This is a genomic window from Mesorhizobium sp. M1182, from assembly GCF_040318335.1.
Lineage (GTDB): Bacteria > Pseudomonadota > Alphaproteobacteria > Rhizobiales > Rhizobiaceae > Mesorhizobium.
The window spans coordinates 226,549-248,829 of record NZ_JAMYMD010000003.1 but is presented as its reverse complement, the minus strand read 5'-3'; the positions used below and the strand labels follow the sequence as shown (position 1 = coordinate 248,829).

Genomic DNA, 22,281 nt, shown 5'->3' with positions numbered 1-22,281 from the left:
ACCCCGAAGCTCCCCAGCAGTTCAGAAGCCCTGGAACAGCATATCGAGCGCGGCCACGATCTCGTCGTGATGCCTCGTCAGATTCAGTCGGCTCTCGCCCAGTTCCGTCGCCGCAACCGTGGCGATCAAATGGGTGGCCATGACCAATTTCCGACCATTGATCTCGAAAATCGGATGGAGCTTTCGCATTGGTGATGGCGCCATCGCAGCCGGCAGAAGCGGGACGACCACCCGGGTCTTGAAATGGTCTAGCAGATCGGCCTGGACGTCGAGGAGATAGCCGCCTTCGATGCTACCCGCGAAGACGTCGTAGCGCGCCATCAGAATTGCCGATGTTCTGCCAGCGGAATACCGTGTTTTTCGACATATTCGTTCCAGGCATCTATCGTCGCGCGGTTCTCAAGCTTCCACAGCCGCGTCTTTTCGGCGGCCACGGCCTCGGCGATGCCGGCTTCAGCGGCGCGCGAGACATTCACATCGAGCCCCTTGGCTTCCTTCATGAGCTTTGAGTCGATCGACAGATTTGCCGGCTGGCGAACCGCATTCACAGCTATCTTGCGCATGATCACCTCCACAGTATGCGCATAACATATGCGCATTCCTCTCTAGTCGCAATGACAAGGTGCTTGAACTCGCGAATTACCCCTCCATCTCCTCGCGCAGCATTTCCAGTTCCAGCCATTCCTCCTCGAGCGCTGCCAGTGTGACGCGCTCCTTGTCGAGCGCGGCAATCGTCTTCTGGAACGAGGCCGGGTCACGCTCGTAATAGGCCGGATCGGCGATGTTGTTCTCCAGCCGCGAGATCGAGGCCGACACCGCCTCGATCTTCTTGGGCAGCGATTCCAGCGCGAATTTCTGCTTGAACGACAGTTTCTTGGCCGGGCCCTTCGGTGCGGCCGCTTCGTTCCTGCTTGCCGCCGTCGCTTCACCGGCTTCTGCTTTTGGCCGCGCCCTGCGGTCGTCCAGCCTGGTGCCGCCGCGCTGCGCCAGCATGTCGGAATAGCCGCCGGCATATTCGATCCAGCGGCCGTCACCATCCGGCGCGATAATGCTGGTCACGGTGCGGTCGAGGAAATCGCGATCGTGGCTGACCAGGATCACCGTGCCGGCAAAGCCGGCGACCAGTTCCTGCAGCAGCTCCAGCGTCTCCATGTCAAGATCGTTGGTCGGCTCGTCGAGCACAAGCAGGTTTGCCGGCCGCGCCAAAACGCGGGCGAGGATCAGCCGTGCCCGCTCGCCGCCTGAAAGCTCGCGCACCGGCGTGCGCGCCTGTTCCGGCTTGAACAGGAAGTCTTTCATGTAAGAGACGACGTGGCGCTGCTCGCCATTGATGACGAGGTTCTCGCCGCGCCCGTCGGTGAGATACTGCGCCAATGTCTCCTGCGGGTCGACGGCTTCGCGCTTCTGGTCGAGCGTGGCGATCTCCAGATTTGTGCCGAGCCGCACCGTGCCCGCGTCCGGCTTCAATTCGCCGGTCAGCATCTTCAACAGCGTCGTCTTGCCGGCGCCGTTCGGCCCGACCAGACCGACGCGATCGCCGCGCTGGATGCGGGTCGAGAATCCCTTGACCACGGTCAGATCGCCAAAGCTCTTCTCGATGTTCTTGGCTTCGATCACCAGCTTGCCGGATTCGGCGGCGTCGCTGGCTGTCATCGTCGCCGCACCCTCGGCGCCGCGATGACCACGAAAGCGCTGGCGCATGGTCTGCAACTCACCGAGCCGGCGCATGTTGCGCTTGCGCCGCGCTGTCACGCCATAGCGCAGCCAGTGCTCCTCGCGGACGATCTGGCGACCGAGCTTGTGCTGCTCGCGCTCTTCCTCCTCCAGCACCGTGTCGCGCCATTCCTCGAAATAGCCAAAGCCCTTGTCGAGACGGCGGGTCTGGCCGCGGTCGAGCCAGATTGTGGCGCGTGACACGCGCTCGAGAAAACGGCGGTCATGCGAGATGACGACCAGTGCCGAGGAGGTGCGGGCAAGCTCCTCCTCCAGCCATTCGATGACCGAAAGGTCAAGATGATTGGTCGGCTCATCGAGGAGGAGAATGTCGGGCTCCGGCGCCATGACGCGGGCGAGGGCGGCGCGCCGCGCCTCGCCGCCGGAGAGGTCGTTCGGCCGTTCCTCGCCGGATAGGCCGAGATGCTCCATCAGGTAGGTGGCGCGGTAGGGATCGTCGGCCGGCCCGAGCCCCGCCTCGACATAGGCGCGGACAGTCGCAAAGCCGTCCATGTCGGGCATTTGCGGCAAGTAGCGCACGGTCGCCGATGGCTGGCGGAAGACTTCGCCGTCCTGCGGTTCGATCAGCCCGGCGGCGATCTTGAGGAGCGTCGACTTGCCAGAGCCGTTGCGGCCGACCAGGGCGATCTTGTCGCCAACTGAGGCTGTCAGGGCGGCACCGTCTAGCAGCGGCGTGCCGCCAAAGGTCAGCTTTATCCCGTCGAGATTGAGAAGCGGCGGCGCCATGTCAGCTTTCTGGGCTCAGCTTTCCGGAAGAGGATAGGGATGCGCGAGCAGCAGCGCGCGGCCGCTGGCCAGCGCGATTTCCAACCGGCCCCTGACCTCGTTGGAAATGGTCAGCGACGAGCCGAACGCAACCTCGACATGGTCGAGCGGCCATTTGGCGCCGGTGACTGTCAGGCCGGCGAGATCCGAAAAGCCGAGCACCGAAAACAGCGTGCCGTCGGCATAGTCGAAGCCAGTCTTTCCCGGCAGCAAGGGAATGCCTTCCTGTGCGCCACTGGTCAAAAGCACTTCCGTCCCGCCTTCCGCCAGCCGGACGCTCAGCGCCAGATGCAGGAAGATGTGGTCGGTACGTTTGCCGCCGAAGGCGCCTGCGAGCACAAGGCTGGTCGCACCGCGTTCGAGCGCGGCGGCGATAGCGAGTTCACCGTCGGTCTTGTCTTTTTCGGCAGGAAACACCTGCCGTGGCACGGCGGCCAGATCCTCCGGCAACTCGGCAGGCACGGAATCGAAATCGCCGACCCAGAGTTCCGGCCTCAGGCCCAGCATACGGGCATGGCCGATGCCGGCGTCGGCGGCGATGACGCGCGAGCCTTCGACCTGGCGGTCGAGCAGCGGCGTGCGGATGAGATCGCCGCCAAGCAGGATGGTGAATGTGCTCATATCTCGTGGCCCTTACCAGCCCTGCCCCGGAAACGGAAGATGAAACGGCAGACGAAACGGAAGGCTGGGCTTTGGATGTCCGGCAAACTTCCGCTTGCGCAGCACTTCGGCCGGGCCTATGTGTCGCAACGCTCTAACGGGGTGCCGGACGCGATCTTCGCGGACCGGCTGAGAGGCAAGACTGCCAACCCGCTGAACCTGATCCGGTTTGTACCGGCGGAGGGATTAGACGTTTCGGACAGCCCGACGCCTCAATTCCTTTCAACGCGAACGAAGGAGGCGCCGATGCGCAGTTTTTTCCACTCTCTTGTCTCAATTGTCCTGCTTGCGGCATCCGCGCTCGCCCTGCCAGGGCAGGCATCGGCACAGGATAGACTGACGGTCTATACCTATGAAAGCTTCACCGCCGATTGGGGTCCGGGACCGGCAGTGAAGAAGGCCTTCGAGGCCGAATGCAGTTGCGTCGTCGAATTCGTCTCGGTCGCCGACGGCGTGGCGCTGCTCAACCGTGTGAAGCTGGAAGGCGCCGCGACCAAGGCCGATATCGTACTTGGCCTCGATACCAACTTAACCGCCGACGCCAAGGCAACCGGCCTGTTTTCGCCGCACGGCGCCGTCTCGGGCGTCAATGTGCCGGGCGGCTGGAGCGACGATATTTTCGTGCCGTTCGACTATGGCTATTTCGCCGTCGTCTACGATACCGAAAAACTGAAGAGCCCGCCGAAGAGCCTCAGGGAATTGGTCGAGGGCGATGCCGGAGAGAAGATCGTCATCCAGGATCCGCGCACCTCGACGCCGGGCCTTGGCCTGCTGCTGTGGGTCAAGTCGGTCTATGGCGACAAGGCGCCGGAAGCCTGGGCCAAACTCAAGGCGAAGGTGCTGACGGTAACGCCGGGCTGGAGCGAGGCCTACGGCCTGTTCACCAAGGGCGAGGCGCCGATGGTGCTGTCCTACACCACCTCGCCGGCCTACCACATGGTCGCCGAAAACACCGAGCGCTACCAGGCGGCGTCCTTCGAGGAGGGCGAATATCTGCAGATCGAGGTCGCGGGGATCACCACCAAGGGTGCGAAGAACCCGCTGGCGGAAAAGTTCATCGCCTTCATGACCGGACCGAAATTCCAGGATGTCATTCCCGAAACCAACTGGATGTTCCCGGCCGGCAAAACCGACAAGCCGCTCAACCCGGCGTTCGACAAGCTGGTCAAGCCGACCAAGACCTTGCTGTTCAGCCCGGAAGACGTCGCGGCCAACCGCAAGGCCTGGGTCGATGAGTGGCTTGCGGCGATGAGCAGGTAGGGCTCAAGCCTCGTCGCATGTTTGCGCCAAGCCACCCCCCTCTGGCCTGCCGGCCATCTCCCCCTCAAGGGGGGAGATCGGCAGCTTTGTCGCCTCTCCTCGTCCTGCCACTTGTGAGATTGGCGAAGGCGGCTGAGTGCGCAATCTCCCCCCTTGAGGGGGAGATGGCCGGCAGGCCAGAGAGGGGTGGGCTCGGCCATTGTCAGGTGTTTCCTTCGATCAACACCTGTCGTAGCGTCGGGTAGCGCGACATGCGTACGCGTCATCCGGCCGATCCCCGCGTCACTGCCGGTATCGTCGCGCTCGCCGCCATCGCGCTGCTTATCGGCGGAGCATTCGCCGGGCTCCTCGTCGAAGCTACGCGCGACCTGTCCGGCGCCGCTTCCGCCTTCGATTCCTATCTCCTGCGTGTTGCCCGCTTCACGCTCTGGCAGGCTCTGTTGTCGACCCTGCTCTCCGTCGCACCGGCGCTGTTCGTCGCGCGCGCCCTGTCGCGGCATCCGCGTTTTTTCGGGCGAGGCTTTATCTTGCAGCTTTTCGCCGTGCCGCTGGCGCTGCCGGCCATTGTTGCCGCACTCGGTGTCTTGGCGCTCTATGGCCGCGCCGGCTATTTCGCCGGCACGCTGGGCGCGCTAGGCGGCCAGAGCTGGCCCGGCATCTATGGCTTGTCGGGCATACTCGTCGCCCATGTCTTCTTCAACCTGCCGCTGGCGACGCGGCTGTTCCTGGAGGCGTTGCAGACCGTGCCGGCTAACCAATGGCGGCTGGCGAGCCAGCTTGGCATGGGGGCTGCGCCGGCCTTCCGGCTGATCGAATGGCCGCCGCTGCGTGCGGCCTTGCCCGGCGTTGCCGGGCTCGTTTTCATGCTGTGCATCACCTCCTTCACCATCGTGCTTACGCTCGGTGGCGGGCCGCGCGCGACGACGCTCGAGGTTGCCATCTACCAGGCGCTGCGTTTCGACTTCGACCCGGCGCGGGCGGTGACGCTGACCCTGCTGCAGATTGCCCTGACCTTCGTCGTCGTGCTGGCACTGACGCGGCTTGGCGCCAATATGACCGGCGACGCCAATCTGCCGGTGGCGCCGCGCCGGTATTTTTCAGCCGGTGCGGCCGAGACCGTGCTGAACGCGCTGGCGATCGGGCTCGCACTGCTGTTTGTCGCCGGGCCGATGGCGGCCACGCTGGCAGCCGGGCTTGGCGCCGATCTCGGCCGCCTGGCCGGCGAGAGCGCGGTGCGGCAAGCGACGGCGACCAGTGCCGTGCTCTCCCTCCTGTCGGCGCTGCTCTCTGTGGCGTTGTCGCTGTCGCTGGTGATGGCGCGCCGGGCGCTGGCGCTCACCCGGCGGAGCGGCAGGAGGACGCTGCTCGAACACCTGGCCGACACCGGTGCGGGGTTCGTCCTGGTGGTGCCGCCCATCGTCATCGGTGCCGGCTGGTTCTTGCTCCTGCGCACCGTCGGCGATGTCTTTGCGATCGCCCCTGTCATGGTCGTTGCGGTCAATGCGGTGATGGCGATGCCGTTCGCCATCCGCGCCATCCGTCCTGCCTATGACGCGGCGAGCGAACGCCACGAACGGCTCTGCGCACAGCTTGGCATCTCGGGCTGGAACCGGTTGCGGCTGGTCGATTGGCCGTCGCTGCGGCGGCCGCTCGCCACCGGCTTCGCGTTCGCCATGGCGCTGTCGCTCGGCGAGCTCGGCGTCATTGCGCTGTTCGGCAGCGATTCCGTGCAGACCTTGCCCTATCTGCTGCTGGCGCGCATGGGCAGTTACCGCACCGAGGATGCCGCCGGCCTGGCGCTGCTGCTCGGCCTTGTCTGCCTGGCGCTGGTGTTGGCCGCGGACTGGCTGGGAAGGAGGGAGAAATCATGATGCCGATCAGCCCGGAACGGTCCATTTCGGTGGAAAAAGGCGCGGCCGTGCGGCTCGATAATGTCTCGTTCAGCTATGGTGAAACGCCGCTTATATTCGATGTCGATTTCCCGGCGTCGGAAATCACCGCCATCATGGGGCCGAGCGGTTCGGGAAAGTCGACGCTGCTCAATCTGGTGGCCGGCTTCGAGACGCCGCGGTCGGGCCGCGTGCTGATCGGCGGCGCCGACGTCAGCACTGCGCCGCCATCAGCGCGGCCGGTATCGATGGTGTTCCAGGAAAACAACCTGTTTGCCCATCTGTCCCTCGAGCAGAATGTCGGGCTCGGCCGCTCGCCTTCGCTCAGGCTGAGCGAGGCTGACCGCGCCGCAATCGCCGCAGCGCTGAAGCGCGTCGGCCTTGCCGGCAAGGAAAGCCGGCTGCCGCGCGAACTCTCCGGCGGCGAGCGGCAGCGCGTCGCGCTCGCCCGGGTCCTGGTGCGCGACCGGCCGGTGCTGTTGCTCGACGAGCCGTTCGCTTCGCTCGGACCGGCACTGCGCGACGACATGCTCGACCTGGTGGCCGACGTCCATTCGGAGCAGCGCATGACGGTGTTTTTCGTCACGCACCAGCCGGACGATGCGCGCCGTATCGGCCAAAACATGGTTTTCCTGGATGGTGGCACGGTTGCCGCGACGGGCACCGCGGCCGATTTTTTCGTCGGGGCTGGACCGGAGGCATTCCGACGCTATATCGGCTCGGGTCCGTTTGCGGCTGGATCACGAGATGTTGCCCGGAAGCGGACATAATTTATGGTCAAACCGGCGGAAGGCGAAGCGGCGCTTGCTTGCCATGGTCGAGGTAGTGTGGCTAGGTCCGCCAGGAGCTGGTCCGGCCTAGGCCGTGATTTGCCCTTGCTGCCTCGTATCTGTCGGACGCACGAAGGACGCCGTAGCACTTGATTTGCGCGTGATGCTTTCCGGAAATCGCGCCCGATTTTCGCGGTCACGTGCCAGGACTTGAAAGGAAGCCGATCTGCCGACCGGCATCGACAATCGGAGGGTGAAACCGCTGGCGCGCTTTCTGGCGCTGGCCGGTCTTGCCGTGGCGCTGGCAAGCTGCCAGATGTTCACGCCTCCCGACGTGCAGGAATCAGGCTTTCAGCCCTCAGACAAGCCGATCACGGTCGACAATGTCGCCGCCAACGGCAAGCTCGCTCAACTGGCGAAGGCGCAGCACCCGCGCATCCTCGCCACCTATGGCGGCGAGTATTCCGACCCCAAGCTCGAGCGTATGGTGGCCAAGATCGTCGGCAGACTGACCGTGGTGTCGGCCAACCCAACCCAGACCTACCGCATCACCATCCTCAACTCGCCCAACGTCAATGCCTTCGCGCTGCCGGGCGGCTATCTCTACATCACCCGCGGGCTGCTGGCGCTGGCCAACGATTCCGCCGAGCTTGCCGCCGTCATCGCGCATGAGATGGGCCACGTTACGGCCAACCACGGCCTGCAGCGCCAGCAGCTGGAAGCCGAAGAGGGGTTGGCGACCAAGGTCGTTTCGGACGTGCTCGGCGACAACCCGACGGCCAAGGCGGCGCTGATCCGCGGCAAGCTGAGGCTGGCCCAGTTCTCGCGCAATCAGGAGCTGGAGGCCGATGCCATCGGCATCAAGTCGATCGGCGAAGCCGGTTTCGACCCCTACGCCGCCGGCCGCTTCCTGCAGTCGATGTCGGCCTATACCGATTTCCGCTCAATCAGCGGCGCCACCGACGCCAGCCTCGACTTCCTGGCGACGCACCCCAACACGCCGCAGCGTATCGATCTCGCGCAGCGCCACGCCCGCCAGTTCGGCGCGCCTGGTGTCGGGTCGCGCGACCGCGATTCATTTCTTGCCGGCGTAGACGGGCTGCTTTACGGCGACACGCCGGAGGAAGGCTATGTGCGCGGCGAAACCTTCCTGCACCCTGGCCTCGGCGTGTCGTTCTCGGTGCCCAACGGTTTCGTCATCGACAATTCGGCGGCGGCGGTGACGGCGACCGGCCCGGGCGACATGGCGATCCGCTTCGACGGCGTTTCGATCGACAAGAACCGCTCGCTGACCGACTACATCCGCAGCGGTTGGGTTGCCGGCCTCGACGACAGCAGCGTGCGCCAGGAGACGATCAACGGCAACGAAGCGGCAACCGCGCATGCCGGCGCCGATGGCTGGCAATTCGACATTGCGGTGATCCGCGCCGGCGGCCAAGTCTACCGCTTGCTGACTGCTGCGCCGTCGGCCAGCACCTCGCTGAGCACGGTGGCGCGCTCGGTCAGCGGCTCGTTCCGCATCCTGAGTGCTGCCGAGAAGGCAGCACTGAAGCCACTGCGTATCCGCATCGTCACCGTGCAGCCCGGCCAGACGATGGGCTCCCTGGCCGCACAGATGGTCGGCGTCGACCGCAAGCTGGATTTGTTCAGGGTGCTCAACGCGCTGTCGCCGGGTGCCGCGGTTTCGGCCGGCGACAAGGTGAAGATCGTCACCGACAAATAGCAGACGACGCGATTCAGGCTGCGAGAAATTCCGGATTCTGCTTTACCAGCGCCGCCTTGAGCTTTTCCATGGCGCGCGCCTCGATCTGCCGGACACGTTCCTTGGAGATGCCGAGCGTCTCGCCGAGCGCTTCGAGCGTCGCGCCCTCGTCGCTCAGCCGGCGTTCCTCGATAATCCTGAGCTCGCGCGCATTGAGAGCGCCGAGTGCCGTCTTCAGCCACACCGAGCGGCGTTCGACGTCGATCGTATCGCCGACGACCTCATCGGGCAGCGGGTCATCCGAAACCAGGAACTCCATCCGCTCGGTTGCGCCCGCATCGTCGGCAAGCGGCGTGTTGAGCGAGCTGTCCGGCGCCGAAAGGCGGGAATCCATCATCGCCACATCGGCCTCCGATACCCCGAGAGCCGCCGACACTTCGCGGTAGAGCGTGGCATTCGACGTCTGCTCGGCGCCGTTTGCCAGGCGGGCGCGCAGACGCCGCAGGTTGAAGAACAGCGCCTTTTGCGCCGAGCTGGTGCCGCCGCGCACGATCGACCAGTTGCGCAGGATATAGTCCTGCATCGAGGCGCGAATCCACCAAGTCGCGTAGGTCGAGAACCGCACCTCGCGCTCGGGTTCGAAACGGGCCGCGGCCTCCAGCAGCCCGACATGGCCTTCCTGGATCAGGTCGCCCAGCGGAAGGCCGTAGTGGCGAAACCGCGACGCCATGGAAATGACCAGCCGCATATGCGCGACGGTGATGCGGTGCAGCGCGTGCTGGTCATTGTTCTCCTTCCAGCGCAGCGCCAGGAGATGCTCTTCGTCACGTTCCAGATAAGGGGCTTTCATCGCCGCGCGAACCATGGTCCGTCCTGCACTGTCTTCCATCATGCCGCGCTCCTGCTTCAGGCGTTGCGGTGCGATCGAATCGTGAGTTGGCGCCGATGGTTGAAATGGCGGCGCCGCGCCCTACAACAGCGAAGAACGTGCCATGCGGGGGAATGTTCCCCCGGACTGTCATGTCGATTGCGCTGTTCCAGGCGATTCGCCACCGGCCTTGACTCAGCCGGATGGCGCCGGAAGATGCTGGTTGAGAATTGGATTTCAAGGGCGCGGGATTTTTGAAATTCAGTTTCTTATTCTGGCATCGCGCATCTGTCATTTTCCGGCACTCGCAATGACGCCGGACACCGGCCAAGGACGGATCACAGAAAAATGAAATGGCTCAAATCGCTCATCATCGCCGGAACGCTGCAGGTTCTGGCCATCGCCGCCGGTCACGCCGGCGCCAATCTCGACCAGATCAAGCAGTCCGGCGTCTTCAAGGTCGGCACAGAAGGAACCTATGCGCCCTTCACCTATCATGATGCTTCCGGCGCGCTGGTCGGCTTCGACGTCGAGATCGCGCGGGCCATCGCCGAGCGCCTCGGCGTCAAAGCCCAGTTCCTCGAAGGCAAATGGGACGGGCTGATCGCCGGTCTCGATGCCAACCGCTACGATGCCGTCATCAACGAGGTCGGCATCACCGAGGCGCGCAAGGCCAAATATGACTTTTCGGATCCCTACATCGCCTCCAAGGCGGTGCTGATCGTGCGCGGCGACAACACCGACATCAAGGGTTTCGCCGATCTCAAGGGCAAGAAGGCGGCGCAGTCGCTGACCTCGAATTTCGGCAAGCTGGCTGAAACCAATGGCGCCGAGCTCGTCGGCACCGACGGCTTCGACCAGTCGATCCAGTTGCTTCTTACCGGCCGCGCCGACGCCACCATCAACGACAGCCTGTCCTTCCTCGACTTCAAGAAGCACAAGCCCGACGCCAATGTGAAGATTGCCGCCCAGGAAGAAAACGCCGACTATTCCGGCGTCATCGTGCGCAAGGGCGATCCGGAACTGGTGGCCGCCATCAATAAGGCGCTGGCCGACATCAAGGCCGACGGCACCTACAAGAAAATCGCCGACACCTATTTCGGCCAGGACGTTTCGAAGTAAAACGGCTTTCTCGTGTGGGCCGAACGCCGGCCCGCGTCGTTCATATCGCGGCGAGCTGTCTTTTGACGGCCCGCCGCTTTCGCGTGATATGAGCGACGGCAATCTGGCAAGGAGGAGCCTTCGTGCCGCACTGGCTGCAATTGATGCTGGAATCCCTGCCTACGCTGCTATGGGCTGCACTGATCTTCACCGTGCCGCTGACGCTGCTGTCGTTTGCATTCGGTCTTGTACTAGGCCTGGTTGTGGCGCTTGTCCGGCTGTTCGGTCCCAAACCGCTGGTCGCCGTGGTCCGCTTCTACGTCTGGATATTCCGCGGCACGCCGCTTCTCGTGCAACTGTTCCTTATCTTCTACGGCCTGCCATCGGTCGGCATCCTGCTCGACGCCTTTCCGGCAGCACTGATCGGCTTCACCTTGAACATCGGTGCTTATTCGTCGGAAATCATCCGCGCCGTCATCGGTTCGGTGCCGAAGGGTCAGTGGGAAGCGGCCTATTCGATCGGCATGACCTGGGCCCAGGCAATGCGGCGCACCATTCTTCCACAGGCGGGGCGCGTCGCCGTGCCGCCGCTGTCCAACACCTTCATCTCGCTGGTCAAGGACACTTCGCTCGCCGCCGCCATCACCGTGCCGGAGATGTTCCAGGCAGCGCAGCGCATCGTCGCCACCACCTATGAGCCGCTGATCCTCTATGTCGAGGCAGCGGCCCTCTATCTGATCATGAGCTCCGTGCTGTCGGCCTTGCAGGCGCGGCTGGAAACGCGGCTCAACCGTTATGGCGGCTTCCTGGAGGCGCGCGCATGATCGGCCTCACCAACATCGAAAAGCGTTTCGGCGACAATCTTGTGCTGAAGGGCGTGACCGTCACCATCGAGGAAGGCAGCGTTACGGCGCTTGTCGGACCGTCGGGCGGAGGGAAGAGCACTCTTTTGCGCTGCATCAACCTGCTCGAGCTCCCGACTTCAGGCACGGTACGGATCGGCGACGATGCACTCGAATTCCGCCCCGGCGGCAGGGTCTCGACCAGGGATATCCAGCGGCTGCGGCTGCAGACCGGCATGGTGTTCCAGAATTTCCAGCTGTTTCCGCATCGCACCGCGATCGAGAACATCATGGAGGGGCTGGTGACGGTGCTGAAATGGCCCAAGGAGAGGGCGCGCGAACGGGCGCGGGCCCTGCTCGAAAAGGTCGGCATGGCGCACAAGGCCGATGCCTGGCCGGCGACGCTGTCAGGTGGCCAGCAGCAGCGCGTGGCGATTGCCCGGGCTCTGGCGCCTTCGCCGAAAGTCCTGCTCTGCGACGAGCCGACCTCGGCACTCGATCCGGAACTGGCGCAGGAGGTGGTCGATGTGCTCGGCAAGCTCGCCAGCGAGGGCACGACCATGGCGATGGCGACGCATGATCTGCGGCTCGCCTCCAAGATCGCGCGGGAAGTGGTGTTCCTCGATGCCGGCAACATCGTCGAACAAGGCCCGGCCGCGGTGCTGTTCAGCAATCCGGAGCGCCAGCGGACCAAGCGGTTCATCGCCACGCTGAAGCACGAGGCGGAAAGGGAAGGCGGCGGCGAAGGTTAGATATGCCCGTCGCCGGTCAGCCAAAACAAAAAACCCGGCGCGAGGCCGGGTTTTTCTGAATTCGAAGACGAGAAAAGCTCAGGCGGCTTCTTCCTGCTCGGCTTCCTCGTTGTCGGCCTTAGCGCCGCGCTTCGGGCCCTTGTTGAGGTTCACCTCGATGAGGCGGACCGCTTCGGTCTCCGACATGCGGTTAACGGCCGCGATCTCGCGGGCCATGCGGTCGAGGGCCGCCTCGTAGAGCTGGCGCTCGGAATAGGACTGCTCCGGCTGGTTATCGGCGCGGTAAAGGTCACGCACCACTTCCGAGATCGAGATCAGATCGCCGGAGTTGATCTTGGCATCATATTCCTGGGCACGGCGTGACCACATGGTGCGCTTGACGCGGGCGCGGCCCTGCACGACCTTCAGCGCGCGCTCGACATAATCCTCTTCCGACAGCTTGCGCATGCCGATCGAGGTCGCCTTGGCGACCGGCACCTTGAGGCGCATCTTGTCCTTCTGGAAGTCGATGACGAACAGCTCCAGCTTGTGGCCCGCGACTTCCTGCTCATCAATCGAGACGATCTGGCCGACACCATGCGCCGGATAAACGATGTATTCGCCGGTCTTGAAACCGTGGCGCGCTGCGGTGGACTTCTTCTGCGGGGTGATCGTTGCCATTACGCCCTGAACTCCTTGTTGTGGTACCGGCATCGTGCCGGCCCGAACTCGTGCGACCGGGGTGACCGGTCCTTAGCCACACAACGATGAACTCACCGGAAAGGCCAGGACCGGCAAATCGCAACATTGCGACCGCCTGCCCCAGATCGCTCTGGTCCGGATTGAGAAATTCACCTTTCAGTGATTTGGGGCGTTTGCGCCATAAATCGACGTTGTGTCACCGGCATGTTTGGCTCATATAGCACAAAAAGTCGGAAGAATCAAGGTTTTGCTGCACGCGCGAAGGCCGCGCGCCGTCGCCGCCTGTCAAGGCAGTTAATGTATCACGTCTGTTACGCGGCGTCAGGCCGCCGCAGCCGGCAGGCTCGTCAGTCGCCTTCGCCGGGCTCCGGGGAGAAATATTTCTCGAACTTGCCAGTTTCGCCATCGAAATTTTTAGCGTCGGCCGGCGGCTCCTTCTTGGCGGTGATGTTGGGCCATTTCTCGGCATATTCGGTGTTGATCTGCAGCCATTTGTCGAGACCCGACTCGGTGTCGGGCTTGATTGCGTCGGCCGGGCATTCCGGTTCGCAGACGCCGCAATCGATGCACTCGTCCGGGTGGATGACGAGCATGTTCTCACCTTCGTAGAAGCAGTCGACCGGACAGACCTCGATGCAGTCCATGTATTTGCATTTTATGCAATTGTCGGTCACGACATAGGTCATTGGTCGGCTCCGGGACGTCCCATTTTGTTAGGCTTTTTTGGTGAGGTAACGCCTTTGTCCGCTGGTGGCAAGGGCGGCCCCTGCCAGCGGTGCCGCGGTTTCCGGAATGGAATTCCGGAAGGCCGGCAAAGCGGGCGTTCGACCTTGCTCAATCGTCGCCGAGCAGGTGGTCGGTCTGGCGGCGTTCCTTCTTCGTCGGGCGACCGCTGCCGGCCTCGCGCAACGGCGGCACCGCATCCGGAAGCGCCTCGCCCTTGGGCGCGGGGGGCGGCGACATGTCCTCGTAGAGCAGGCGGGCCTCTTCGGCCGGGCCACGCCGTACGCCGGTGCCAAGGACTTTCCAGACGAAGATCCGCCGCTCCAGCGTGATGGTCAAAACGTCGCCCGGCCGGACCGTATCGGAGGCCTGCGCTGCTTTGTCGCGATTGATGCGGACGCGTCCGGCGACGACCAGCTTGGCTGCCAGCGTGCGCGATTTTACCGCGCGCGAGAAGAACAGCCACTTGTCGATGCGCTGGCGGGCATCAGTGACCATTGGACGAGCAGCTTACTTCTTCAGCTGGTCGCGCAACGCGGCGAGCTTGGCGAAGGGCGAGTCCGGATCGAAGCGGACCGGGCGTTCCTCACGCGGCTTTGGCTGGAACGCCGGCTTTGCGCCTTGGGCGCCGCCTTTGCCGTCCTGCCGGCCAGCCTTCCAGTCGGGCCGGTTTTCGCGCCGGTCCGGGCGTTCACCTTGCGGCTTGCCGGCGCGCTGATCTGCCGCGTCGCCTTGCGGCCTGGGCTTGAACTTGCTGCGATCGAAGCGCGGCTTGCCGGCGCCGTCGCGCTGGTCGTGGCGCCCCTGACGGGCGGGCCGGTCGCCCGGCGTCGGTTGCCCGCCGGCATCTACCGGCGCATCGCTGCGGCTGTCCGGCGCAGCTTGACCATTGCGCGCGCGATTGTCCCGATGATTGTCCCGGGGGCGGTTGTCATGCTGGCGATGACGCGGGCGCTGGTCGAAACGACCCTGCCGCCATAACAGGATGGGTTTTGGCTCCTCGGCTTCTGGAGCAGCTTCGCCGGCGACGGCTCCTGCCGTCGCTGCAGGTTCGGCCGGCGATGCTTCCGTAGTGTCGGAAACCGGCGGTTCTGCCGGTGCCGCAGCCTCAGTTTCCGCCCCAGGTTCCGCCCTTGGCTCGGCCGTTGGTTCCGCAGGCGCTTCAGCAGTTGCCTCCGCGGCGGGCCGGGTCTCTTGCGTGACTTCTGCCTCAGCTTCAGGGGCTGGAGCTTCCGCGACAGGCTCTGCCGTCGCTTCGGTCACAGCTTCGGCCGCCGCCTCCGCAACAGGAGCCGCATCCGACACAGGTTCCGAAGCCTCCGCCGGCGGCTCTGCCGCGGCAGATGCTTCCGCCATCCTCGCCTGCTCGACGCGCGCAGTCGCTTCCGCCGCCTGCTTTGCAGCGGCAGCTTCACGCGCGGCATTGTCCTGTGCTTCGAGCCGCGCCTTGACCTCGGCCGCCGGTTTGGCATCGGCGCGATAGCCGAGTCCCTTCAGGATTTCTTCCATGTCGTCGGCGGTGGCGCCGAGAATCGACATCATCGGCGGCGTCACCATGAAGGACTGGCCGTCATAGGCGCCGTCGGGGCGAGGGCCGAGGCCCGGCTTCCAGTTGGTCGCCGGCCGGATCAGGTCGGCCAGCCGTTCGAGAATATCGACGCGTACAGCACGCCGGCCAAGATTGCGGTAGCCGGCAAGCTTGTAGAAGGTCTTGTCGAAGGTCGGATCGATGACCACCGAGGTGCGGCCGGAGGCCAGTGCGTGAACGACATCGCCGAAACCGGGCTTGTCCTTGCCGTCGTTTCTCAGCGCCCACAGCAGCGTTATCAGCCCGGCCGGCGCCGGCTTGATCAGCGCCGGCACGAAGACATGGTAGGCGCCGAAGCGCACGCCGAGACGGCGAAGCGCCGCGCGGCCTTCCTGGTCGAGCGATTTCATCTCGTCGGCGATGTCGCGACGGTTGATGAGACCGAAATGCTCGACGAGCTGGAAAGCAATGCCGCGGCCGATGCCGGTGATCTGCTCGGCATTCTTGAGGTCGACCAGCGGCTTCAGCAGGGATTCGATCTGGAAGTTTACGAAGCGCTCGGCGCGCGCCGCAACCTTGTCGCGTGCCGGGCCGGTGAGTTGCTCGTCGGCCAGCAGAACCAGACGCGGCTTCAAAGCGTCTTCGCCGGCGACCAGCGTGCCGATCGGCGCGCCGATCCAGCGCAGCGTGCCATCCGAACCCAGCGCGATGTCGCCATTGGCCGAGGCGCCGAAGCGCTCGGCCCGCGCCTCGAACTCGGCGGCAAGCGCCTTCTGCGCCGCCGCCCGCACCGCCTTGGCGTCTTCGCCGCCGGCGCTCTGGTCGGCGGTGAAGCGGAAACCTTGCAACTCGCCGACGTGATGGCCTTCGACGAGGACGGTTCCGGTTGGGCTGATTTCGGCTTCAGGCATCGTGTTTTCTCTAAGGCGCCGCATGAGGACGGAAGTCCTGCGGTCTACAAAACGTTTCGTCAACCGCTCATGCAGCGCATCCGACAATCTGTCTTCGATTTCGCGCGTCTTTTCCTGCCAGTGTGCCCGATCGGCCAGCCAGCCGGGCCGGTTGGAAACGAAGGTCCATGTGCGGATCTGGGCAATCCTGTGCGATAACGTGTCGATGTCGCCTTCGGTGGTGTCGGCACGGCGCACCTGCTCGGCCATGTAGTTCTCGTCGACATGGCCATGCCTGGCAAGGTCCATGTAAATGGAGGCAATCAAGTCGGCGTGCTGGGCCGGCGCGATCTTCCTGTAGTCGGGCAGCGCGCAGGCTTCCCACAGCAGCGCCACGCGCCTGGCATCGGTGGTGAGTGCCCGGACGTCCTCGTCGCGCGACAGATGCTCGAGCGCCTGTGCGTCTACTGCCGGCAGCGCGCGCGTCAGGCCTTCGACCGGGGCGTTGGTCTCAATCGACCGCTTCAGCGCATCGAGGTTGGCGAAATCGAAATGCGCGGTGCGCCACTGCAGTACTTTCACCGGGTCGAAATCATGCGCCTCGATTTTGTTGACCAGTTCATCATCCAGCGGATCGACCTGGCCGGTGACGCCGAAGGTGCCGTCGCGCAGATGCCGGCCAGCGCGGCCGGCAATCTGGCCGAGCTCGGCCGCCGTCAGGTTGCGGTACTGGTAGCCGTCGAATTTGCGATTCTGGGCGAAGGCGACGTGGTCGAGGTCGAGGTTGAGGCCCATGCCGATGGCGTCGGTGGCGACGAGGTAGTCGACGTCGCCCGACTGGAACAGCGCCACCTGGGCGTTGCGGGTGCGCGGGCTGAGTGCGCCGAGCACGACGGCGGCACCGCCCTGCTGGCGGCGGATCAGCTCGGCGATGGCATAGACCTCGTCGGCCGAAAAGGCGACGATCGCCGTGCGCCGCGGCAGGCGGGTCAGCTTCTTCGAGCCGGCATAGGCAAGGTGCGACAGGCGTGGCCGGGTCACCACCGACACGCCCCGCAGCAGGCGCTGCAGGATGCCGTGCATGGTGGCCGCGCCCAGCAGCAGCGTCTCCTGGCGGCCGCGCAGATGCAGGATGCGATCGGTGAAGATGTGTCCGCGTTCGAGATCGCCGGCGAGCTGGACCTCGTCGATGGCAACGAAGGCGGCGTCGGTCTCGCGCGGCATCGCTTCCACGGTGCAGACCGAGTATTTCGCGCCAGCCGGCTGGATCTTTTCCTCGCCGGTGATGAGCGCAACCTTATGGGCGCCGACCTTCTCGCAGACGCGCGTATAGACCTCGCGGGCAAGCAGCCTGAGCGGCAGGCCGATGACGCCGCTTTCGTGCGCCACCATGCGTTCGATGGCGAGATGGGTCTTGCCGGTGTTGGTCGGGCCGAGCACGGCCGTCACGTCTCGACCCGACAGGATCAGCGGTTCAGTGTGTTTCGGATGGATGTTCATCGGCCTGGAAATAAGGCTCTCTGCCTCGCATTGTCGGGAGCGCGCCCATATTGGCCGCGTATGACAGGCGACACATAGGGATTTCGGGCGCGAAGCGAAAGCGGAATATGCCGAGGGCAGGCCGATTGGTTGGTTCGAAGCCAGAAAATCTGTTCCCGATTAACAGTTGGAACGAGTCTGGAACGAATCAGCGACGAATCACTGACTCGCGCTGATTCAGGGTTTGTTCACGGCTACATCTGGGTTTTCTGTCGGCGTACCTCACCACATGCTGAATCACGGAAACTGGCCCGATTTATGCAAGCGGCATCCAAGCGAGCACTGCGGTTAACCTTTGCCGGCGAATGGTCGTGGCCGGCCAATCTGCTTCGCACAACGTTATGAAATTATTGATGTTTCCTAACGCGCTTTAATCATTTCGAGGGTGTTTTCAGCTCTCGCCGTTAACGTTCCGCTCAAAGCCGGAACGAATCGGCGACGAATCAGAGATAGCCGAAGTTTCTTGGTTTGTTCACCGCAACATGTTGTGTTGTGGACAGCTTTTCCACCGAGAATCCACAGGCTGCCGGGCGGCTTTTGCACAAGCTGCGAGTTTGCCGTTAACCTTTGCGTGCCGGATTGGGGCAGCGTGCTGCATCGAGATCTTGCAACGGGAAGACCGCTATAGAAACGGGCCGTTTTGCAGGCCCGTTCGTCCAAGCGCGGATCTGTCTCAACGTAAAGACAAACGATCAGGCGACGTACTGGCCGCCATTGGCTGATATGGTCGAGCCGGTGATGAAACCGGCATCGTCGGAAGCGAGGAAGACGACGCAGCGCGCGATCTCCTCCGGCTCGCCGAGACGACCGACCGGGATGTGCGGGATGACGCGCTCGTTGAGGACCTTCTCGTCCATTGCCTTGACCATCTCGGTGGCGATGTAGCCGGGGCAAATGACGTTGACGGTGATGCCGGCGCGCGCGCCTTCCTGGGCCAGTGCCTTGGTGAAGCCGATATCGCCGGCCTTCGAGGCCGAATAATTGACCTGGCCGACCTGGCCTTTCTGGCCGTTGATCGAGGAGATGGTGATGATGCGACCGAACTTGCGGTCGCGCATGCCGCCCCACAATGGATGCGTCATGTTGAAGACGCCGGAAAGGTTGGTGTCGAGGACCTCTTTCCATTGCTCGCGGGTCATCTTGTGGAACATCGCGTCGCGAGTGATGCCGGCATTGTTGACCAGCACCGAGACGGGACCGAGATCGGCTTCGATCTGTTTGATGCCGGCGGCGCAGGCCTCGTAGTCGGCGACCGACCATTTATAGACCGGGATGCCGGTCGCGGCCTTGAACTTTGCCGCCGCTTCTTCATTGCCGGCGTAGTTTGCGGCGACCGAATAGCCGGCGCTTTTCAAGGCGACCGATATCGCCGCGCCGATGCCGCGCGACCCGCCTGTGACGATTGCAACCTTTGTCATATGTCCTCCCGGGAAATGCAGATGACTGAGCGTTGAAGCGGTGGGGTTTGCCCCCTATTCCCTACTCGCTTTGCGCCAGCATCCTATTCGTATCGCTTATCTCATCACAATGCTTCCACGCACATGGCAACACCCATGCCGCCGCCGATGCACAGCGTGGCAAGGCCTTTCTTGGCACTTCTGCGGCGCATCTCGTAGACCAGCGTGTTGAAGATGCGGGCGCCCGAGGCGCCGACCGGATGGCCGATGGCGATGGCGCCGCCATTGACGTTGACGATGGCCGGATCCCAGCCCATGTCCTTGTTGACGGCGCAGGCCTGCGCGGCAAAGGCCTCGTTGGCTTCGACCAGATCGAGGTCGCCAACCGACCAGCCGGCCTTGGCCAGCGCCTTGCGCGAGGAGGGGATCGGTCCCGTCCCCATGATCTGCGGGTCGACACCGGCGGTCGCCCAGGAAACGATACGCACCAGCGGTGTGATGCCGCGCCTTGCGGCTTCCGCTTCGGTCATCAGCACCACGGCGGCGGCGCCGTCGTTGATGCCGGAAGCATTGGCAGCCGTCACCGTGCCTTCCTTGTCGAAGGCGGGCTTGAGCTTGGTCATGGCATCGATTGTCGCGCCGTGGCGGATGTATTCATCCTGGTCGACTACGGTGTCGCCCTTCCTGCCCTTGACTGTAAAGGCAACGATCTCGTCCTTGAATTTCCCGGCTTTCTGCGCGGCCTCGGCCTTGTTCTGGGAAGCCAGTGCGAACTGGTCCTGGTCGTCGCGGGTGATCTGAAACTGGCGGGCGACGTTCTCAGCGGTGTTGCCCATATGATAGCCGTAGAAGGCATCGGTCAGGCCGTCCTTGATCATGGTGTCGATCAGCTTGAAGTCGCCCATCTTGACGCCACCGCGCAGATGTTGCGCATGCGGAGCCATCGACATCGATTCCTGGCCGCCGGCAACGATGATTTTTGCATCGCCCTGGGCGATCTGCTGCATGCCGAGCGCGATAGCGCGCAAGCCCGAGCCGCAGAGCTGGTTCAGGCCCCAGGAGGTCGCCTCCTGCGGTACGCCGGCAGCCATTGCCGCCTGCCGCGCCGGGTTCTGCCCTTGAGCCGCGGTCAGAATCTGGCCGAGAATGACCTCGTCCACCTCCTTGCCGTCGACGCCGGCACGGACCAGCGCTTCCCTGACGGCGACGGCACCCAATTCATGGGCTGGGGTGTTGGCGAAGGCGCCGTTGAAGGAGCCGACGGGCGTGCGCGCTGCACTGGCGACAACGATGGCGTTGGAAGCGGACATGTTCTTCTCCAGGCTTTCGGGGAATGATTTCGGGTGCCGTCGGGGACTTTTCTTGCCCTTTCCACAACCCGAGTCAAACCCGAAATGGGCATGGCGTCCCACTCCCGCAAGTATGCCGCCCGTCGCTGCAACGGCGGCCCGTCCGTGCTGCGCAGCATAAAATGTTCCCGCACTGCACAAACTGCTTGGATTCATGACGCTTTTGCGCATATCCTTTAAAAAGGCGCAATCGTTACCGGCGGCTTACTTAAGCTGCCCGGTGTCCGGGGAGGATGCAGATGGCCGCAAAAGACGAACCTATTGTTATCAAGAAATATGCCAATCGCCGTCTCTACAATACGGGCACCAGCACCTATGTGACGCTCGAGGATCTCGCTGAAATGGTCAAAAGAGGCGAGGACTTTACTGTCCAGGACGCCAAGACCGGTGACGACATCACGCATCCGGTACTGACCCAGATCATCTTCGAGCTGGAGAACAAGGACGGGCAGAACATGCTGCCGATCCCGTTCCTGCGTCAGCTCATCGCCTATTACGGCGACCAGATGCAGATGATCGTGCCGAGCTTTCTCGAACAGTCGATGCTGGCCTTCTCGAAGGAGCAGGAGCGCTTTCGCGAGCAGATGAAAGATGCGCTCGGCAAGTCGCCGATGGACATGATGAAGATCGCTACGCCGATCAAGGTGCTGGAGGAGCAGACGCGGCGCAACATGGAAATGTTCCAGAACGCCATGCGGCTGTTCACGCCGTTCCCGCCCGCGGGCTCGGCGCCGGCAGCAGCGCCGGCCGAACCGGCCAGGAAGGAAACGCCGGAAAAACCCGACGACCTTCAGGAGCTGAAGGAGCAGATCGCCGCGATGCAGCGCAAGCTCGACACGATGTCCTGACTGCCGGCTGGCGAAGTGCAGCGTCGGACCTTCCTTCAGGTGCTGCTGAGACTTCGCAAGCAGCGCGGCTAGACTAGAGCTGCTCCGGCAGCGGTCCCTGGTAGCGGGCGCGTGGCCGGATCAGGCCGTTGCTCGTCACCTGCTCCACGGCATGCGCGGCCCAGCCGACGCTGCGGCCGAGCGCGAACAGGCGGAACGGCGTATCGGACGGCAAACGGAGACCGCGCGTCAGCGCGGCCAAAGCGAAATCGACGTTCGGGCGCATGCCCGTTGCCGCAAAGGCCGCATCGCAAAGCCGTAACAGCCCATCATCGACATCTATCGCGGCCAGCAACGGTTCCGCACGCGGATCGCCGTCGGGATAAAGCGGATGGCCAAATCCGGGCAGCGGCCTGTCGTGACCGAGCCAGCGTCCGACAGCCGCGTCCGGCCCCAATCTCTGCGCATCTTCCGCCAGCATCATGACCGCCTCCGCGGCGCCGCCATGACGCGGCCCGGAGAGCGTGGCGAGGCCGGCAAGCAGGCAGGCCGAAACAGGTGCGCCGGTGGACGCGGCGACCCGTGCGGCGAAGGTCGATGCGTTCAATTCGTGATCGGCCAACAGTACCAGTGAGCGGCGGATCAAGTCTGCGCCGGCCGCATCGAGCGACCATCCCCGCGCCAGCCTTTCGTGCACGGCACCAGTTCCGGGAATCGCGCCGAGCGCCTGGGCCAAAGCGGCGATGGCGCCGGCCGCATCGTGGTTGAGCGAAGCCGATCTTCGGCCGAGCGAAGGCCGGCCGTTGGCCGCCAACGCGGCCAATTCCGCGAAGGAAAACCGGTCGCAACAGCCGGTGCCGAACACCTCTCTCGTCGGGACGAGAGAGGTCTACATGACAAAAATTTCATGTCATTGCTCCACACATCCGCTGTTCTTGGGTGACAGAGAGCCTATATGTTGCAGTGCAGCATGGTTCACGGGAGCCCGCCTCGAAAGGAATAAA

The 22,281-nt window shown here is 63.9% G+C and carries 19 protein-coding genes, 1 pseudogene and 1 riboswitch; of the genes and pseudogenes, 8 read left to right on the top strand and 12 right to left on the bottom strand.

Features of this window, described 5'->3' with window-relative positions:
• Positions 1 to 21: 21 nt before the first annotated feature.
• From NKH33_RS06180 to NKH33_RS06165, 4 genes are all read right to left on the bottom strand, one after another.
• On the bottom strand, positions 22 to 321 hold the full coding sequence (locus NKH33_RS06180; protein ID WP_352450813.1) for a CcdB family protein: 300 nt from the start codon (positions 319 to 321) through the stop codon (positions 22 to 24).
• Entirely contained in the window at positions 321 to 563 is a 243-nt protein-coding gene (locus tag NKH33_RS06175) for a type II toxin-antitoxin system CcdA family antitoxin (RefSeq protein ID WP_254816484.1), read from the bottom strand. The genes NKH33_RS06180 and NKH33_RS06175 overlap by 1 nt, the downstream gene beginning before the upstream one ends.
• A 76-nt stretch (positions 564 to 639) precedes the next feature.
• Positions 640 to 2,460 carry an ABC-F family ATP-binding cassette domain-containing protein gene (locus NKH33_RS06170; protein WP_352745949.1) on the bottom strand — a complete coding sequence of 607 codons (1,821 nt, stop codon included), beginning with the start codon at positions 2,458 to 2,460 and terminating at the stop codon, positions 640 to 642.
• Between the two features lie 15 nt (positions 2,461 to 2,475).
• Positions 2,476 to 3,120, bottom strand: coding sequence for a thiamine diphosphokinase (locus NKH33_RS06165; protein WP_352831346.1), 645 nt, complete (start codon positions 3,118 to 3,120; stop codon positions 2,476 to 2,478).
• Between the two features lie 127 nt (positions 3,121 to 3,247).
• Positions 3,248 to 3,362: riboswitch (TPP riboswitch) on the top strand.
• A gap of 43 nt (positions 3,363 to 3,405) precedes the next feature.
• On the opposite strand from NKH33_RS06165, the gene thiB reads away from it, so the two are divergent.
• The 4 genes from thiB (at position 3,406) to NKH33_RS06145 (ending at position 8,801) form a co-directional block, all read left to right on the top strand.
• Entirely contained in the window at positions 3,406 to 4,419 is a 1,014-nt protein-coding gene (gene thiB / locus NKH33_RS06160) for a thiamine ABC transporter substrate binding subunit (protein WP_352683378.1), read from the top strand.
• 251 nt (positions 4,420 to 4,670) lie between these two features.
• Entirely contained in the window at positions 4,671 to 6,290 is a 1,620-nt protein-coding gene (thiP, locus tag NKH33_RS06155; RefSeq protein ID WP_352918472.1) for a thiamine/thiamine pyrophosphate ABC transporter permease, read from the top strand.
• Positions 6,287 to 7,078: a thiamine ABC transporter ATP-binding protein gene (thiQ, locus tag NKH33_RS06150; protein ID WP_352918471.1), complete on the top strand. Its 792-nt coding sequence runs from the start codon at positions 6,287 to 6,289 to the stop codon at positions 7,076 to 7,078. The genes thiP and thiQ overlap by 4 nt, the downstream gene beginning before the upstream one ends.
• Positions 7,079 to 7,331: 253 nt before the next feature.
• Complete coding sequence (locus tag NKH33_RS06145; protein ID WP_023680559.1) at positions 7,332 to 8,801, top strand: M48 family metalloprotease; 1,470 nt, start codon at positions 7,332 to 7,334, stop codon at positions 8,799 to 8,801.
• A gap of 13 nt (positions 8,802 to 8,814) precedes the next feature.
• Here the strand turns inward: NKH33_RS06145 and NKH33_RS06140 are convergent, their stop codons facing one another.
• The gene (locus NKH33_RS06140) at positions 8,815 to 9,672 is read right to left on the bottom strand and encodes an RNA polymerase factor sigma-32 (RefSeq protein WP_254816490.1); all 858 of its coding nucleotides are present in this window, start codon (positions 9,670 to 9,672) and stop codon (positions 8,815 to 8,817) included.
• A gap of 324 nt (positions 9,673 to 9,996) precedes the next feature.
• Here NKH33_RS06140 and NKH33_RS06135 point away from each other — a divergent pair, with 324 nt between their 5' ends.
• The 3 genes from NKH33_RS06135 (at position 9,997) to NKH33_RS06125 (ending at position 12,343) form a co-directional block, all read left to right on the top strand.
• Positions 9,997 to 10,770, top strand: coding sequence for an amino acid ABC transporter substrate-binding protein (locus NKH33_RS06135; protein ID WP_352471184.1), 774 nt, complete (start codon positions 9,997 to 9,999; stop codon positions 10,768 to 10,770).
• Positions 10,771 to 10,892: 122 nt separating this feature from the next.
• Positions 10,893 to 11,573 carry an ABC transporter permease subunit gene (locus NKH33_RS06130; protein ID WP_352471183.1) on the top strand — a complete coding sequence of 227 codons (681 nt, stop codon included), beginning with the start codon at positions 10,893 to 10,895 and terminating at the stop codon, positions 11,571 to 11,573.
• Complete coding sequence (locus NKH33_RS06125) at positions 11,570 to 12,343, top strand: amino acid ABC transporter ATP-binding protein (RefSeq protein WP_352918469.1); 774 nt, start codon at positions 11,570 to 11,572, stop codon at positions 12,341 to 12,343. The genes NKH33_RS06130 and NKH33_RS06125 overlap by 4 nt, the downstream gene beginning before the upstream one ends.
• A gap of 78 nt (positions 12,344 to 12,421) precedes the next feature.
• On the opposite strand, the gene NKH33_RS06120 is transcribed toward NKH33_RS06125, so the two are convergent.
• The 6 genes from NKH33_RS06120 to NKH33_RS06095 form a co-directional block, all read right to left on the bottom strand.
• Positions 12,422 to 13,003, bottom strand: coding sequence for a CarD family transcriptional regulator (locus NKH33_RS06120; RefSeq protein ID WP_006327799.1), 582 nt, complete (start codon positions 13,001 to 13,003; stop codon positions 12,422 to 12,424).
• A gap of 368 nt (positions 13,004 to 13,371) precedes the next feature.
• Positions 13,372 to 13,710 carry a ferredoxin FdxA gene (gene fdxA, locus NKH33_RS06115; protein ID WP_292664799.1) on the bottom strand — a complete coding sequence of 113 codons (339 nt, stop codon included), beginning with the start codon at positions 13,708 to 13,710 and terminating at the stop codon, positions 13,372 to 13,374.
• 148 nt (positions 13,711 to 13,858) lie between these two features.
• On the bottom strand, positions 13,859 to 14,245 hold the full coding sequence (locus tag NKH33_RS06110) for an RNA-binding S4 domain-containing protein (RefSeq protein ID WP_023680553.1): 387 nt from the start codon (positions 14,243 to 14,245) through the stop codon (positions 13,859 to 13,861).
• 12 nt (positions 14,246 to 14,257) lie between these two features.
• Complete coding sequence (locus NKH33_RS06105; RefSeq protein ID WP_352918468.1) at positions 14,258 to 17,665, bottom strand: helicase-related protein; 3,408 nt, start codon at positions 17,663 to 17,665, stop codon at positions 14,258 to 14,260.
• 731 nt (positions 17,666 to 18,396) lie between these two features.
• Positions 18,397 to 19,122, bottom strand: coding sequence for an acetoacetyl-CoA reductase (gene phbB, locus NKH33_RS06100; RefSeq protein ID WP_352767641.1), 726 nt, complete (start codon positions 19,120 to 19,122; stop codon positions 18,397 to 18,399).
• A gap of 104 nt (positions 19,123 to 19,226) precedes the next feature.
• Positions 19,227 to 20,411: an acetyl-CoA C-acetyltransferase gene (locus NKH33_RS06095; RefSeq protein ID WP_352452508.1), complete on the bottom strand. Its 1,185-nt coding sequence runs from the start codon at positions 20,409 to 20,411 to the stop codon at positions 19,227 to 19,229.
• Positions 20,412 to 20,689: 278 nt separating this feature from the next.
• Between NKH33_RS06095 and phaR the strand changes: the two genes are divergently transcribed.
• Complete coding sequence (phaR, locus tag NKH33_RS06090) at positions 20,690 to 21,298, top strand: polyhydroxyalkanoate synthesis repressor PhaR (RefSeq protein WP_023678449.1); 609 nt, start codon at positions 20,690 to 20,692, stop codon at positions 21,296 to 21,298.
• 73 nt (positions 21,299 to 21,371) lie between these two features.
• On the opposite strand, the pseudogene NKH33_RS06085 reads toward phaR, so the two are convergent.
• Positions 21,372 to 22,112 (bottom strand): annotated as a pseudogene (locus NKH33_RS06085) (citrate synthase); the annotation flags it as partial.
• Positions 22,113 to 22,281: the final 169 nt, after the last annotated feature.